The 15,300-nt window shown below is 38.2% G+C and carries 13 protein-coding genes; 7 read left to right on the forward strand and 6 right to left on the reverse strand.

Annotated elements, in window-relative coordinates:
• Nucleotides 1-4: 4 nt before the first annotated feature.
• Together recA and ACP6L2_RS16200 are read left to right on the forward strand one after the other, a co-directional pair.
• Nucleotides 5-1,030: a recombinase RecA gene (recA, locus tag ACP6L2_RS16195; RefSeq protein WP_344675015.1), complete on the forward strand. Its 1,026-nt coding sequence runs from the start codon at nt 5-7 to the stop codon at nt 1,028-1,030.
• Nucleotides 1,031-1,175: 145 nt separating this feature from the next.
• Nucleotides 1,176-2,387 carry a metallophosphoesterase family protein gene (locus ACP6L2_RS16200; protein WP_440510330.1) on the forward strand — a complete coding sequence of 404 codons (1,212 nt, stop codon included), beginning with the start codon at nt 1,176-1,178 and terminating at the stop codon, nt 2,385-2,387.
• A 148-nt stretch (nt 2,388-2,535) separates the two neighbouring features.
• Here ACP6L2_RS16200 and ACP6L2_RS16205 read toward each other — a convergent pair whose 3' ends face one another.
• From ACP6L2_RS16205 to ACP6L2_RS16220, 4 genes are all read right to left on the reverse strand, one after another.
• Entirely contained in the window at nt 2,536-3,150 is a 615-nt protein-coding gene (locus ACP6L2_RS16205) for a superoxide dismutase (RefSeq protein ID WP_440510331.1), read from the reverse strand.
• A gap of 91 nt (nt 3,151-3,241) precedes the next feature.
• Entirely contained in the window at nt 3,242-3,718 is a 477-nt protein-coding gene (locus ACP6L2_RS16210; RefSeq protein ID WP_440510332.1) for a nucleoside deaminase, read from the reverse strand.
• Nucleotides 3,718-4,062 carry a tRNA-binding protein gene (locus tag ACP6L2_RS16215; protein WP_440510333.1) on the reverse strand — a complete coding sequence of 115 codons (345 nt, stop codon included), beginning with the start codon at nt 4,060-4,062 and terminating at the stop codon, nt 3,718-3,720. Before ACP6L2_RS16215 ends, ACP6L2_RS16210 begins: the two co-directional genes overlap by 1 nt.
• Nucleotides 4,062-4,277, reverse strand: coding sequence for a hypothetical protein (locus ACP6L2_RS16220; protein WP_440510334.1), 216 nt, complete (start codon nt 4,275-4,277; stop codon nt 4,062-4,064). Before ACP6L2_RS16220 ends, ACP6L2_RS16215 begins: the two co-directional genes overlap by 1 nt.
• A 72-nt stretch (nt 4,278-4,349) precedes the next feature.
• On the opposite strand from ACP6L2_RS16220, the gene ACP6L2_RS16225 reads away from it, so the two are divergent.
• The 5 genes from ACP6L2_RS16225 to ACP6L2_RS16245 all read left to right on the forward strand — a co-directional run bounded on the left by ACP6L2_RS16225 (nt 4,350) and on the right by ACP6L2_RS16245 (nt 12,545).
• Nucleotides 4,350-4,934: a porin family protein gene (locus ACP6L2_RS16225; RefSeq protein ID WP_440510335.1), complete on the forward strand. Its 585-nt coding sequence runs from the start codon at nt 4,350-4,352 to the stop codon at nt 4,932-4,934.
• Between the two features lie 165 nt (nt 4,935-5,099).
• The gene (locus ACP6L2_RS16230; RefSeq protein ID WP_344675022.1) at nt 5,100-5,879 is read left to right on the forward strand and encodes a succinate dehydrogenase cytochrome b subunit; all 780 of its coding nucleotides are present in this window, start codon (nt 5,100-5,102) and stop codon (nt 5,877-5,879) included.
• A 52-nt stretch (nt 5,880-5,931) separates the two neighbouring features.
• On the forward strand, nt 5,932-7,866 hold the full coding sequence (locus ACP6L2_RS16235) for a fumarate reductase/succinate dehydrogenase flavoprotein subunit (protein ID WP_440510336.1): 1,935 nt from the start codon (nt 5,932-5,934) through the stop codon (nt 7,864-7,866).
• Nucleotides 7,867-7,907: 41 nt separating this feature from the next.
• Nucleotides 7,908-8,681 carry a succinate dehydrogenase/fumarate reductase iron-sulfur subunit gene (locus ACP6L2_RS16240; RefSeq protein ID WP_344675151.1) on the forward strand — a complete coding sequence of 258 codons (774 nt, stop codon included), beginning with the start codon at nt 7,908-7,910 and terminating at the stop codon, nt 8,679-8,681.
• A 90-nt stretch (nt 8,682-8,771) separates the two neighbouring features.
• Nucleotides 8,772-12,545, forward strand: a complete 3,774-nt coding sequence (locus tag ACP6L2_RS16245) for a sensor histidine kinase (RefSeq protein WP_440510337.1) — start codon at nt 8,772-8,774, stop codon at nt 12,543-12,545.
• A gap of 550 nt (nt 12,546-13,095) precedes the next feature.
• Here ACP6L2_RS16245 and ACP6L2_RS16250 read toward each other — a convergent pair.
• The gene (locus tag ACP6L2_RS16250) at nt 13,096-14,037 is read right to left on the reverse strand and encodes a hypothetical protein (protein WP_440510338.1); all 942 of its coding nucleotides are present in this window, start codon (nt 14,035-14,037) and stop codon (nt 13,096-13,098) included.
• 109 nt (nt 14,038-14,146) lie between these two features.
• Nucleotides 14,147-15,298, reverse strand: a complete 1,152-nt coding sequence (gene gmd, locus ACP6L2_RS16255) for a GDP-mannose 4,6-dehydratase (RefSeq protein WP_440510339.1) — start codon at nt 15,296-15,298, stop codon at nt 14,147-14,149.
• Between the last annotated feature and the right edge of the window lie 2 nt (nt 15,299-15,300).

The raw sequence follows: 15,300 nt of genomic DNA on the forward strand, positions 1-15,300 counted from the left end.
AAATATGAGCAATAACGACAAATTAAAGGCATTACAGCTTACTTTAGATAAATTAGAGAAATCCTACGGTAAAGGAACAATCATGAAGCTTGGAGATTCAGCGGTAGAACCAATTGAGTCTATTTCTACAGGTTCATTAGGGTTGGATATTGCTTTAGGTATTGGTGGAGTTCCAAAAGGACGTATCATTGAAATCTATGGTCCAGAGTCTTCCGGTAAGACAACTTTGGCTACTCATATTGTTGCGGAGGCACAGAAAAAAGGCGGTATTGCAGCTATCATTGATGCAGAGCACGCCTTTGATAAATATTACGCACAGAAATTAGGTGTTGATATTGAAAACTTATTGATCTCCCAACCGGATCATGGAGAGCAGGCATTAGAGATTGCCGATAATTTAATTCGTTCTGGAGCGATTGACGTTATTGTGATTGACTCTGTAGCCGCTTTAGTTCCTAAAGGAGAGATCGAAGGTGAGATGGGTGAATCTAAAATGGGTTTACAAGCACGTTTGATGTCACAAGCATTACGTAAGTTGACAGGTACAATTGCTAAAACCAACTGTTGTTGTATCTTCATCAACCAATTACGTGAGAAAATTGGTGTGATGTTCGGAAATCCGGAAACAACAACCGGTGGTAATGCCTTGAAATTCTATGCTTCTGTTCGTTTGGATATTCGTAGAACTTCGCAGATTAAAGATGCTGATGAGGTAGCAGGTAACCGCGTGAAAGTTAAGATCGTAAAAAACAAAGTAGCTCCTCCATTCCGTATCGCTGAATTTGACATTATGTTTGGTGAAGGTATCTCTAAGGTTGGTGAAATCATTGACTTAGGAGTAGAATATAACATCATTAAGAAATCAGGTTCTTGGTTCAGCTACGGTGATACTAAATTAGGTCAAGGCCGTGATGCTGTTAAAACCTTGTTATTGGATAATCCAGATTTAATGGATGAATTGGAAACTAAAATCCGTGCAGAAGTTACTGGTCAAGATTTAGATCAATCGATCAATAAAGAAGAAGAATAGTTTAACTTGACATTTACATACAATGGGCAGCTGATTACAGTTGCCCATTTTTTTTGCCTAATATTTTTTATAGCTAACTATTTAATACGCAGAAGAAAAACAGTAATTTTAACCTAAATCAATCGTTTAAAAGAACCACATCATCATGAGCTTTAACAGAAGGAACTTCCTAAAAGGAATGGGTCTATTAGGTCTTGGAGCTAGTATTCCCGCTCAAGCCAAAACAACAGATCAACACAAAATTGAAGGAAATGAGTCGACAGAACAGTCGGAGGTATTCGCCTTTGCAGCTGCCCCCTACCTACAGAATTTACTAACTGACCATGTAACCATCTGTAGTATATTTACGAAGCCATGTTTTGCATGGGTGGAACGCTTAGATGCTAATGGAAAAGTATTGGAGACCATTTATCAAGTTGAAGATGGTATGCGCAATGCCAATGTAGAACATTTTAAATTTAAAGTTCGCAGAAATGGTTCTGAGTTAAAGTACCGAGTAGTGGCTAAAGAAGTGACCAAATTTGACCCATATAAAATAGAATATGGTAAGCAGATTCAATCGGCAGATTTTACAGCTCAATTACCGCAATCTAATCAAGATCAGATTAGCTGTTTGATCTTAAATGATATTCACGAAACTAAAGAAAGCTATGGCTTACTTTACAACCAAAGTAAATTGGCGAAGAAAGACCTGGTCTTTTTAAATGGGGATTCTTTCCATTATGTTACTACGGCAAAGGATTTGACAGAAAAGCTTCTTCAACCTGTTACAGCCAGCTTCGCTAGTGTATCGCCATTTGTGATGGTTAGAGGAAACCATGAGACAAGAGGTAAATTTGCACGAGATTTTAAACAATACTTTGATTACCCAGAGAATAAATTCTACCATTCCTTCAAAATGGGTCCAATCTATTGGATTGTGTTGGATAGTGGTGAAGATAAACCTGATGAGCATGAAGTATATGGTGGAACTGTAGACTATGATCACTATCGATTGGAACAAAAAGCCTGGTTAGAAAAGGTATTGAAATCCAAAGAACGCAAAGCTGCAAAACATACCATTGTCGTGACACATATTCCTTTCCATCATTCGGATGATTGGCATGGAACCCAGCATAATAAATTATGCTTTCATGAAGTTCTACAGAACAATAAAGTCGATGCTGTCATCTCTGGCCATACCCATAAATATTCCTTCCATGCTCCCGACAATGAGCACAACTATTATGTTCTCATCGGTGGAGGTCCCAAAGCAGGTAACCGCACATACATTGAGGTTAAAGCTCAAGGAAAACAACTTCAAGTCGATCTAATCAAAGAAAACGGTGAGCAGATACAAGGGTTTAGGAAAGGTTGAGATGAGATCTGAGACCGCTTCGCTGTTAGATAGTATGAATTAAAAAAAAGATTTTGTACTGTTGTTTATGGAAAAACGAGGATTCATAACAATAAAAAAGCGGGTTAATTTCTTAACCCGCTTTCTTTTTATAAAAACTTAGAATAAACTAAGCATTTTTAGCTTGTGCATAACGTTCAGCTACTGCATCCCAATTGATGACATTGAAGATTTCTTCTAAGTATGCTGGGCGTTTGTTTTGGAATTTTAAGTAATAAGCATGTTCCCAAACGTCAATACCTAAGATTGGAGTTCCTTTAACTTCAGCAACGTCCATTAATGGGTTATCTTGATTTGGAGTTGAAGTAACTGCTAATTTACCATCTTCACCTACGATTAACCAAGACCATCCAGAACCGAAGCGAGTAGCTCCTGCTTCTTGAAGTTTCTTTTTCAATTCATCAAATGAACCGAAAGTATCATTGATTGCTTGTGCTAATTCACCAGTAGGTTCACCACCTGCATTCGGACCTAAGATAGTCCAGAATAATTTGTGGTTGAAGTGACCACCACCGTTATTACGAACAGCAGCACTGTATTTGCTTACGTTTTTCAATATATCTTCTAGGGAAGCATTCTCTGCTTCTGTACCTGCGATCGCTTTGTTCAAGTTATCTACATACGCTTGGTGGTGACGGTCATGGTGGATTTCCATGGTCAATGCATCAATATGTGGTTCTAATGCGTTGTTTGCGTAGGGTAACGCTTCTAATTGAAATGCCATAATATTTTATTTTATGTTGTTTTTAATGATTGTACGAATATAACAAATTTAGAGGGCTAAAGTTTGGAAGAACTGCCATATTAAGGTAATATCACCTCTTATTTTTGAAAAATGAAGTCATCAATTCTTTGCATTGTTCTTCCAAAACGCCAGAAACGACGGTAGTCTTTGGGTGAAGTATTTTATCGTGAATTGTTGAATAGCCACGCTTAGGTTCTTTAGCACCATATACGATTTTAGAAATCTGTGTCCAGTAACTAGCACCAGCACACATGACACATGGCTCAATAGTCACATATAGCGTGCAGTCTTTGAGGTATTTGCCACCAAGGAAATTGGCAGCAGCGGTAAAAGCCTGCATCTCTGCATGGGCAGTTACATCATTTAATTTCTCAGTAAGGTTGTAGCCCTTACCTATGATTTTCCCATTGGCTACAACTATTGCCCCGATTGGAATCTCATCTTCAGCTAATGCCCGCTTAGCCAGCTTTAGGGCTTCCTGCATATATTGCTCATCAATGTTAGGTACGGCAGATAAAGGATCGTCTTCGAAATTATAAATCTTCATTATTTTAATTTTGAGCCGTTAGGAACTTTTCTTTCAACTGATGTTAAAATAATATCTCCGTTTTCATCTTCAAATCCAGTTACCAAACATTCCGACATGAAATTGGCTATTTGTTTCTTTGGGAAGTTCACTACTGCGACAACTTGTCTACCGACAAGGACTTCTTTGGAATAATGAACTGTGATTTGGGCGGAGGATTTTAGAATTCCAATTTCAGCTCCAAAATCGACGGTCAATTGGTAGGCAGGTTTTCTTGCTTTTGGGAAATCTTCTACTTCCAAAATAGTTCCCACTCGTAAATCTACCTGTTCAAAATCTGACCAAGAAATTAAATTTGAATCCATTATAAACGATTGGAATCTAAGTCAACTAACTCTTTGGATAATGTAAAAATCACATAATCTACATTACGGTGAAGGCGCTTTGCTAATCGGGTTAATAATTCCTCTTCTTGACCTTCTTGATATTGCAAATCTGCATCCGATAAGGTGTTGTACTTACGTTTCAATTTGATTTTTAATATCTCCCAGTCTGAGGCTTGAATCTTAAAATTATACATGCTCATTTACGCTTATTTGATAAAATCTTATTACTTTAGTAATTGGAAATAGTAAATATATAAATTTTTAAGATGAAAAAAATTATACTTGGATTTGCTGCTATACTATTTTGTGTGCAGTTCAGTCACGCTCAATTGTTACCGAGCTTAAAATTAGGTATCAAAGGTGCTTTGAATTTTTCCAGCCTTAAATCAGATGGCAAATGGTTGAACTCAGACACGAAGACTGGTTACCAGATTGGTGTTTGGGGTCGTGTAGGAGCTGCTGGCTTCCACGTACAACCGGAATTATATTATTCTCAGAAAAAAGCTGGCTTTAAAGATGAAGATGGCGAGAATGGAGAAGCAGTTTTAAAGAGCATGGACTTACCTATTTTATTAGGTACAAAAATTGGATTAGGTCCTTTGGGCGTTCGTATCCAAGCAGGACCAGTATTCTCTTTTGCTCAAGATGGAAAAGTAGATTTTAAATCTGCTACAGATATCGACAATTATAAGAAATCATCTACCGGTATTATCGGTGGTATTGGAGCTGACATCAGAAACTTCACTGTTGACTTACGTTATGAGCACGGATTGAGTAATATCAGCCAAAATAGCGACAAATCACAGAAAGTTAGCATGTGGTCCATAGGTATTGGTTATGCCTTCTTATAAAAGAAATTTAAAAGACAAAGTATTTGGCCTGATTTATTAAAATCAGGCCTTATTTTTTACATTGAAATTAGAACCATTCTAAATTAGGGCAATTTTGAACATATAATCGTGTTATGTGTCGTCAAATAGATAGATTTGCGAAACTAAATTAAATTCATAGTAATAATGAGTAAATCAAAGCCAGTATTAACATCTTCACTAGGGAAGAAACTAATCATGAGCTTGACAGGATTGTTCTTATGTACGTTCTTAATAGTTCACTTGATTGGTAACTTACAACTCTTCAAAGATGATGCGGGGTATGCGTTCAACAAATACGCATTTTTTATGACCCACTTTACCCCGATTAAAGTAGTTTCCTATCTACTTTATCTATCCATTATCGTTCATGCCGTATACGCATTGATCTTAACTACTAAGAATAAAGCAGCAAGACCAATTGGATACAACCAATACGACGGCAAAGCAAACAGCGCGTGGAATTCTCGTAACATGGGGATTTTAGGAACGGTATTGTTAGTTTTCATTGTTACACACATGCAAAACTTCTGGTTCCAATACAAATTTGGTACTACACCTTACGTAGAATACCAAACAGAATTGGCTACAGGTGCTAGACAGATTAACAATCAAGACGCACTTCCAGCAGATTACACGGAGTACCGTGAGTATGTGGATGCAGGTTTCGAAGTTATTAAGACGAAAGACTTGTACAAGCAAGTAGAGGTAACTTTCCAAAATCCACTTTTGGTAGGTCTTTATGTATTAGGTATGGCAGCATTGTCATTCCACTTGATCCACGGTTTCCAATCAGCGTTTCAGACGGTTGGTTTTAACCACAGACGTTACAACGGAATCATCAGAGCAATTGGTGTTTGGGTGTTTGGTATCATCATCCCTATCCTATTTGCGGCGATGCCATTGTATTTTTATTTTGTAAAATAGATTATTTAAAGACCGAGTGAAAAACGAGGTCTACTAAATAAATATAGAGAATATGTTAGATTCAAAAGTACCTGCAGGCCCATTGGCCGAAAAATGGTCAAAACATAAATTTGAGATGAAACTGGTTAACCCAGCCAACAAACGTAAGTTTACCATTATCGTTGTTGGAACTGGATTAGCGGGTGCATCTGCTGCGGCTTCATTAGCTGAATTAGGCTACAATGTAAAAACTTTCTGTTACCAAGATTCTCCAAGACGTGCTCACTCTATCGCAGCACAAGGAGGTATCAACGCCGCGAAAGATTATCAAAATGACGGTGACTCTGTTTTCCGTTTATTCTATGACACCATCAAAGGTGGTGACTACCGCGCTCGTGAAGCAAACGTATACCGTTTAGCGGAAGTTTCTGTAAATATTATTGACCAATGTGTGGCGCAAGGTGTTCCTTTCGCTCGTGAATATGGTGGTCTTTTAGATAACCGTTCATTCGGTGGTGCGCAAGTATCCCGTACGTTCTACGCTCGTGGTCAAACAGGACAACAATTATTATTAGGTGCTTACTCGGCTTTAAACCGTCAGATCCAAAAAGGAAAAGTTAAATCTTACACTCGTCATGAGATGTTGGATTTAGTGAAAATCGATGGTGAAGCTCGTGGTATCATTACTCGTGACTTAGTTACTGGTAAAGTAGAAGCACACGAAGGACATGCAGTATTGCTTTGTACAGGTGGATATGGAAACGTATTTTTCTTGTCTACAAATGCAATGGGCTGTAATGTAACAGCAGCTTGGAGAGCACACAAACGTGGCGCTTACTTTGCAAACCCATGTTACACGCAGATCCACCCTACTTGTATTCCTGTAACTGGTGATCACCAGTCAAAATTAACCTTGATGTCTGAGTCATTACGTAATGATGGACGTGTATGGGTTCCTAAGACAATAGAAATGGCAGAGAAACTTCGTAAAGGAGAATTGAAGCCTAAAGATATTAAAGAGGATGATCGTGATTACTTCTTGGAAAGAAAATATCCATCATTTGGTAACTTAGTTCCTCGTGACGTGGCATCACGTAATGCGAAGGAAATGGTTGACGAAGGACGTGGTGTTGGTAAATCAGGAGTAGCGGTATTCTTAGATTTCGCTGAAGCTATCCAACGTTTGGGTAAAGATGTGGTAGAAGCCAAATATGGTAACTTATTTGACATGTACTACCAGATCACTGATGAGAATCCTTATGAGCAACCAATGCGTATCTATCCAGCGGTTCACTATACCATGGGTGGTGTATGGGTTGATTACAACTTGATGACTACTGTACCTGGTTTATACTGTTTAGGGGAAGCTAACTTCTCAGATCACGGTGCTAACCGTCTTGGTGCATCGGCATTAATGCAAGGTCTTTCTGATGGTTACTTTGTTATTCCTTACACTGTAGGAGATTACCTAGCTAAGATTGGAAACTTCAATCCAGTAGACAAAAACAATCCTGCTTTTGAGCAAACACGTAAAGAAGTAGAAGAGCGTATCAATAAATTGTTAGCCCTTAAAGGAAGCAAAACAGTTGATGATATCCATAAGAAATTAGGACATATCATGTGGGAATACTGTGGTATGGCTCGTACTGCTGAGGGATTGACTAAAGCAAAAGGATTAATCCAAGAACTACGTAAAGAGTTCTGGTCTGATGCATGTGTATTAGGTGAGAACGAGGAGTTAAACATGTCTCTTGAAAAAGCAGGTCGTGTAGCTGATTTCTTGGAATTAGGAGAGCTAATGGTTGTTGATGCCTTAAACCGTAATGAATCGTGTGGTGGTCACTTCCGTTTAGAGTCACAGACTGAAGAAGGAGAAGCAAAACGTGATGACGAGCACTACGCTTATGTTGCAGCTTGGGAATATAAAGGTGATGACCAACCTGAGGTATTGCACAAAGAGGATTTAGTATTCGAAAACGTTAAGTTAACACAAAGAAGTTATAAATAAGCAATTGGCCTTCGGGCCTATTGTTACTCAATAGAATTATCATGAGTGGACATTTGAATTTAACGCTAAAAATTTGGCGTCAAAAAAACATAAACGACAAGGGTCAATTCGTAACTATCCAAGCTAAAGATATCGCTGATGATATGTCTTTCTTGGAAATGTTAGATGTGGTAAATGAAGATTTAACACGTAAAGGAGAGGATCCTATTTATTTCGACCACGACTGTCGTGAAGGTATTTGTGGTATGTGTTCCTTAGTGATCAACGGTCGTCCGCATGGTCCTAAATACGGAATCACAACTTGTCAGTTACACATGCGTTCATTCCACGATGGCCAAACCATCGTCATTGAACCTTGGCGTGCTGCAGCATTCCCAGTATTAAAAGATTTAGCTGTAGATAGAACATCATTTGACCGTATCCAACAAGCTGGTGGATATGTCAATGTAAATACAGGTGGTCCTCAAGATGCTAACAATATCTTAATCCCTAAACGTGTTGCTGACGAAGCATTCGAATCTGCAACTTGTATTGGTTGTGGAGCTTGTGTGGCAGCATGTAAAAATGCATCTGCCATGTTGTTCGTATCAGCTAAGATTTCTCAATTTGCTTTATTACCACAAGGACAGACCGAGCGTTATGAGCGTGCTCAAGCTATGGTTGACCAAATGGATGCTGAAGGATTTGGTAACTGTACCAACACTGGAGCTTGTGAAGCTGAGTGTCCGAAAGGAATTAAATTAACTAACATCGCAAGAATGAACCGTGAATACTTCACAGCGAAATTCTTCCGTCAAGAAGATGTACACGCATAGTTAAAAGTGTATTTCTTTTATAAAGTCCTCGCAATTATTGTTGCGAGGACTTTTTTATTATTTATATTTACTGTTCAGATAAAATGAAGAATGGGTAATAAAATACGGTTTCTGCTGCTAATACTCACGGTTTCCTTTCTTGTAACGGCCATAACCATCAATAATATCGTCACAAAGGACGATATGTTGGAATTAGACACTAGAACCATTGCAAATAACCTCCACGATTATGAGGATAAGATAGACGAGATCTTCGCAGACTCTGCTATCATGAAAGCATTTACAAATGTGGAGCTCTATCCAAGTCAAGTCTTAGAGATCACCGAAAAACAAGTCGACAAAAACAGACTTTACTTCTACATCTACAAAGATAACCAACCCATCTTTTGGAGTAATAACACGTATGTTCCCGTCAATCTAGACGGTCTAAAAACCGATGTTAACTTTCATAAATCAGATAACCGGTATTATGTTCTTAAGCGAAAGGTCTTAAACAACCGAACAACCGTCATTGCCTTAATACCCGTTATTACCAATTTCCCATTCAACAACGAGTATTTAGTCAATATCTTCTCCAGTAAGTTAATCAAGACAGATAATTTAACTATCGCCGAATATAATGACTCAGGAACTGTTAAGAACGTCTACAGCAAGAATGGATCTTACCTGTTCTCGGTCAAACTAAAAGAAGGTAAGCAAGACAATGTGTACATGAATATTCAATTCATGTGTTGGATCTTCGCATCCATATTCTTCATCATCTTAGTTAATAACATTTGTTTAATGGTCGCAAAGGATGGTCAGCCGTGGTTTTCCATTCTATTCTTTGCCGTTATATTGGCCCTAACACGTTATGTCGATTTAAATACTAACTGGTTAAGTTCCAAGTCCAGCTTAGGATTATTTGACCCCAAATATTATGCTTATAGCCCCATACTACCGAATCTTTGGTCTTTCTTTATGACTACCATTTCTGTAGTTTGGTTAGTATTCTATATTCGTTCCATTCAGCAATATCTAAAAATACCGCTCAAAAAACTCAGCTACCCAGCTATCAACATTATTGCATTAATTGGAATTCTAAGTATTTACATCATCAGTAATCTCTTATTTTTCCATTTATCTACTTTAATTACCAATAGCTCAGCAGTCGGACTTGATTTAACGAATCTCTTGTCGTTTACATCCTATAGCTGGTTGAATATATTGATCATCTGTATCAATATGGTAATTTTACTGTATTTCATCGACTCTATAGTTGGAATACTGAAATCCATACTCCCAAATACGACATCCTTCCTTAACATTCAATTAATCGCTTTAGTTTCAGCAATTATACTAAATGCATTGATTATTGGTGACAATACCTTCTTCAACATTTTCTTGGCTGCTGTTATTATGCTAAGGGCTTATAGTAAGGTTAAGGTGAGTCTGACCATGTCCACCTTTATTTTGACTTTGGTATTCCTTGCATTTATGACTACATCGGTCTATATGCGTAGCATACATAACAAGGTAGAGCGCGAAATGAAGATTACCTTGAATCAATTGGAAGCAGAGGATGACTTGAATGCCACAGCTCTCTTTGTGGATATGGAAAACCGCATTCTGAATGACGAGCAGCTGAAGAAGTCCTTCTCCTACATGTTCCAGCAGGGTCAGGCGGATCACATCAACACCAATTCCATTAACAATTACATCAAAGCGAATTACTTTAGTGGATACCTCTCCAAGTTTGAGTTCAATGGATATTACTATTTTAATGGACAAGCCTTAGGTATCTATCCAAATGACAAAATTGAAGAATACAGGGAAAAGGTAATTAATAAATCAACCAAAGTACCACAGACGGAGCATTTCTATAGATTACGCTCAGAGCTTGGCACACACGAATATTTCCTACAATTCGACATACCACTAGAGGGAGAAGAAGATAAGGTCGTACAAGTCTTCTTAAACCTTAAAAACAGAGCATTCGGAACAGCATTGCCTTATCCGGAAATCCTAGTGGATAGTAAGATTGAATTCATTCGAAATTACCATATAAATGCATCAAGCTTTGCCCTATATCGCGATGATAATCTATTAACACAAAATGGCTCATTCACATACCCGAATAAGGATAAGCAATTCGGCGGAAAGATACAGCAGTATATCAATGTAGAAGATTTCAATGGTTATTTTCATGTGGTTTACAAACCAGATGAGCATTCTACCTTAGTGGTGAGTACGCCTCGTCTTACATTCTGGCAATCCGTAGCGATATTCTCCTTCTTATTTTTATCGCTTTACATCTTCTTCTTGATATTTAATGCGATCCGTTATGTGATCATGACAGTTGCGCAGAAGTCTTTTAACGTCTCCAGCATTAAATACCATTTCAAGATTATCATTAACAGAATCCAATATAGTACGCGGATTCAAACCATGATTGTAGGTGTTGTAATCTTTGCCGTTGTGGTATCAGGATTGATATCCTTCATCAGTATTAACCAACAATTTGAAAAGTCTAAGGTACAGCAACGACAGAATTACATACTCGATGTCGTTAAAAAGATCGAGAATAGGCTTCAGACCTCCCCTATTGACTCCGAATCTCAAATCCGGGAGATTGTAAGCCAGCTATCAGAAACGACCGTGACGGACTTTAATCTATATGATAAGAACGGAAAATTAAATTTCACAACACAACCTCGTATCTATGATAGCAAGTTAGTATCGAAGTTTATCAACCCAGTAGCTTTCAATGCCCTCAATGTTGTCAAGAAAACCGATGCTTACATCAATGAGCGAATTGTTCTATTTAATTACAACTCCTCTTATGCAGCGATCAAGAATACGGATTTCAACACCTTAGTGTTTCTAAGTATCCCCTATTTTACCTCCCAAGAAGAGGAAAATGAGAGTCAGAATCTATTATTGAACACCCTATTGAACATCTATACCATCATAGTATTAGGTATGGGTTTTATAACCGTATTGGTTGCTAATTCAATCACCAAGCCATTGAATCTTATCGGACGTAAATTATCCGAGACCATGTTCAGCAATAAGCCAAATGAGCCCTTATATTGGGAGCGTGATGATGAAATTGGCGCCTTAGTAAAGGAATACAATTTCATGATCGTCAAGTTGGAAGAAAATGCCAAGCAACTGAAGAGTACTGAACGGGAGTATGCATGGCGTGAAATGGCTAAACAGATTGCCCATGAGATTAAGAACCCTTTGACTCCAATGAAGCTTGGTATCCAAATGCTTTCTAGAAGTTATAGTGAAAATGACCCTCGATTTGAAGAACGATTCCATAAGTTCTCCAATTCCTTTATTGAGCAAATCAATAGTCTTTCCAGGATTGCAACTGAATTCTCCAATTTTGCCAAATTGCCAGATACCAATCTTGCTAAGATTAACATTATTGAGAAGATTAATAAATCAGCAAATACCTTCCATAACAGTCAAAACACCTACATCAAGGTGATTAACAATACAGACAATGAAAAGGTATTTGTTTTTGGTGACCGAGATCAACTTTTGCGTACCTTCAATAACTTAATCAAGAACTCCATCGAGGCATCCATTGGTCGCAAGAAACACCTGATCAGCATCATCCTAGAAAATGCTGAAGAAGGCAAAGTAAAGATCATCGTGAAGGACAATGGTATGGGTATCCCAGCTGATGTTATTCCAAAGATTTTCCAACCGAACTTCACCACAAAAAGTTCAGGAACAGGACTAGGTCTAGCATTCGTTAAGAAAACCGTAGAATCCATGTCTGGTGAAATTACCTTCAGCACCTTCCAAGGAATCGGAACGACCTTTACCATCGTGCTTCCTCTGTTTAAGGAGTCGGATATTATGGCGTAGATAGATGTGAGACCGCGGAGCCCTAAGGGTAGTAGTTAGTATTAAGTAGTTAGTATTTAGACCTATTGGCGATTAAGCGGGCGATGCATGCTTCGACCGATTAAACAACCCAATCCATTTACAACTCAGAGCAAAGCGAAGAGTCTCGTTCTCCCCCCACAAGATCGGGTCATCGTGAGGCTAGCCGAACGAACTTCAAACTTTATAGAAAATATTCTTTATTGGTTTATAAAGCGGGCGATGCATGCATCGCCCCTACAAACAATCGTGAAATTATTTACGCCAATACCCCCAAATGTAGGGTCGAAGCATGCTTCGACCGCATAACAGCACAACTAAAATCACAAACACCTTAAGATACATTTATATCTAACAGCGTAGCGGTCTCATATCTCATATCTAACAGCAGAGCGATCTCACATCTCATATCTCACATCTAATCCCCACATCAAAAAAGGCCGATGTAAACATCGACCTTCTGTATCTGGTTAATCCCCTTTATGTATCTTAAAAAAAAGACCTAAAGGGCAATATCTTTATTCTAATTCTCTTACTTCAACACAATTGAAGACCTACCCATTATAGCATTGTCTGCATACAACAATACCGTATAAGCGCCCTTTTGGAATTTATGTCCTTCATCGGACCAGGTCATTTGATATTCTTGACCGTTGTTCGAGAAGTTGATTGATTCTTTAAATGTATATTGAAGTTTTTCACCATGTACATAAAACAAATCCTCTGAATCAGCAATCAGATTGCCTTTTGGATTGATAATACGCACATAAATATCTTTTTTACCTACCGCAGCTAAAGGGTTATCTGCTAAGGTAAAGTTGATTTGCATTTTGTCGATTCGCTTTGCCTTCGTCTCCAATTCAACATCGCCACTCTTTTTCAATTCTACACCCGCGATATGAATATTCGATACTTTTAAGTTAGAAGCTTTGCTAATTTTATCATTCAAGTTTCTACGCTCAGAATTCAACGCTTCCACTTTATTGTTGCTGGAATTAACTTCCTCTTTTAATTGACTATTAGTTTCTGCAAGAAGTTCATTCTTAATGCGCAATCCAGTAATCTCATCCTTAATTTTTGCCACCTGATCTTTCAACCGGGCTACATCTTGCTTGGCTGCTTCTACATCTCTATCCGAAACCTCTCCTTTTTCTAAACCTTTGCGAAGCTCCTCAATCTTACCACGAGCATCTTGCTCAGCGGCATTCAATTCTTCTGTGGGTACTACATTTTGAGCTTTTAGATTATCTAATTCCGCTTCAATGCGGTCAATTTCCGTCTGTAAATTCTCCTTTTGCAAAGTAACCGTATAAAGTTTCTCTCCCGATGATTTAAACTTTACGTAGAAATATATATTCGTCGCTAATAAGGCGGCAATGGCTATAATGAAAAAGTAGATCTTTGAGTTGTCCCGTTTACCTACCGGTTCATCTACTGATTTGGGACTACCTACTTTATGTTCCTCAATCTTCATGATAATATAAACGTATTCTTAATGGTGCTCCTCATAACATGATTATGGGGCCGCAACATTTTTTTAATAATAATTTAACTTAAGTAGCAAATACTGTTCCAACTTGCTGTTACTCAAAATAATTAAGCGTATCAAAGCCTCCTGCCTTCAGGTATTCCTCCTTCTTCATCAACTTTAGATCCGACAGAACCATTTCATTAACTAGCATATCAAGGCTGTATTTAGGTTTCCAGCCTAATTTTTCATTTGCCTTCCTTGGATCTCCAATTAAAAGATCAACTTCGGTAGGTCTATAATATCTTGAATCAACTTTGACAACCGTTTGACCAAGTTTAATATTTTCAGGATCCAAACCAAGTTCTGCTAGGCGGTCATCTTCACGATCAATAATCACCCCTTTTTCAGCTTCCCCTTTACCAGAAAACTCAATGACAATTCCTAATTCGGCAAAGGCTAATCGAACAAAGTCACGAACAGTAGTGGTTACACCGGTCGCTATTACAAAATCTTCTGCTTTTTCCTGTTGAAGGATTAACCACATCGCCTCCACATAATCTTTAGCATGTCCCCAATCGCGTTGTGCAGAAAGATTTCCCAAATACAACTTATCTTGTAGTCCCAAAGCGATCTTGGCAGCAGCACGTGTAATCTTACGAGTAACAAAAGTCTCCCCTCTTACCGGGCTTTCATGATTAAATAAAATACCATTACAAGCAAACATCGCATAAGCCTCTCTATAGTTCACTGTAATCCAGTAAGCGTACATTTTGGCTACCGCGTAAGGACTTCTAGGGTAAAACGGGGTAGTTTCACTTTGCGGAACTTGTTGTACCAAGCCATATAATTCTGAAGTAGATGCTTGATAGATTCTTGTTTTTTCGATTAATCCCAACAGGCGAACAGCCTCCAAAATACGCAAGGTCCCTAGGCCATCAGCATTAGCAGTATACTCCGGTGTATCAAAACTAACTTTAACATGCGATTGAGCTGCCAGATTATAAATTTCATCCGGCTGTGTTTCTTGAATAATTCGAATGAGGTTTGTGGAATCGGTTAAATCACCATAGTGAAGCACAAAGTTTCTACCCAGTTCATGCGGGTCTTGATAAAGGTGGTCAATACGATCGGTATTAAAAGAAGAACTTCTCCTTTTCAATCCATGCACGAGATAACCTTTTTTCAATAAAAATTCGGCTAAATAGGCACCGTCTTGACCTGTAATCCCTGTTATAAGAGCAACCTTTTGTACTTCTGAACTCATTG

This window comes from Sphingobacterium lactis, from assembly GCF_051951495.1.
Lineage (GTDB): Bacteria > Bacteroidota > Bacteroidia > Sphingobacteriales > Sphingobacteriaceae > Sphingobacterium > Sphingobacterium lactis_A.

Coding starts and splice junctions, on each gene's coding strand:
- recA (WP_344675015.1), top strand. CDS start 5: ATGAGCAATAACGACAAATTAAAGGCATTACAGCTTACTTTAGATAAA.
- ACP6L2_RS16200 (WP_440510330.1), top strand. CDS start 1,176: ATGAGCTTTAACAGAAGGAACTTCCTAAAAGGAATGGGTCTATTAGGT.
- ACP6L2_RS16205 (WP_440510331.1), bottom strand. CDS start 3,150: ATGGCATTTCAATTAGAAGCGTTACCCTACGCAAACAACGCATTAGAA.
- ACP6L2_RS16210 (WP_440510332.1), bottom strand. CDS start 3,718: ATGAAGATTTATAATTTCGAAGACGATCCTTTATCTGCCGTACCTAAC.
- ACP6L2_RS16215 (WP_440510333.1), bottom strand. CDS start 4,062: ATGGATTCAAATTTAATTTCTTGGTCAGATTTTGAACAGGTAGATTTA.
- ACP6L2_RS16220 (WP_440510334.1), bottom strand. CDS start 4,277: ATGTATAATTTTAAGATTCAAGCCTCAGACTGGGAGATATTAAAAATC.
- ACP6L2_RS16225 (WP_440510335.1), top strand. CDS start 4,350: ATGAAAAAAATTATACTTGGATTTGCTGCTATACTATTTTGTGTGCAG.
- ACP6L2_RS16230 (WP_344675022.1), top strand. CDS start 5,100: ATGAGTAAATCAAAGCCAGTATTAACATCTTCACTAGGGAAGAAACTA.
- ACP6L2_RS16235 (WP_440510336.1), top strand. CDS start 5,932: ATGTTAGATTCAAAAGTACCTGCAGGCCCATTGGCCGAAAAATGGTCA.
- ACP6L2_RS16240 (WP_344675151.1), top strand. CDS start 7,908: ATGAGTGGACATTTGAATTTAACGCTAAAAATTTGGCGTCAAAAAAAC.
- ACP6L2_RS16245 (WP_440510337.1), top strand. CDS start 8,772: ATGGGTAATAAAATACGGTTTCTGCTGCTAATACTCACGGTTTCCTTT.
- ACP6L2_RS16250 (WP_440510338.1), bottom strand. CDS start 14,037: ATGAAGATTGAGGAACATAAAGTAGGTAGTCCCAAATCAGTAGATGAA.
- gmd (WP_440510339.1), bottom strand. CDS start 15,298: ATGAGTTCAGAAGTACAAAAGGTTGCTCTTATAACAGGGATTACAGGT.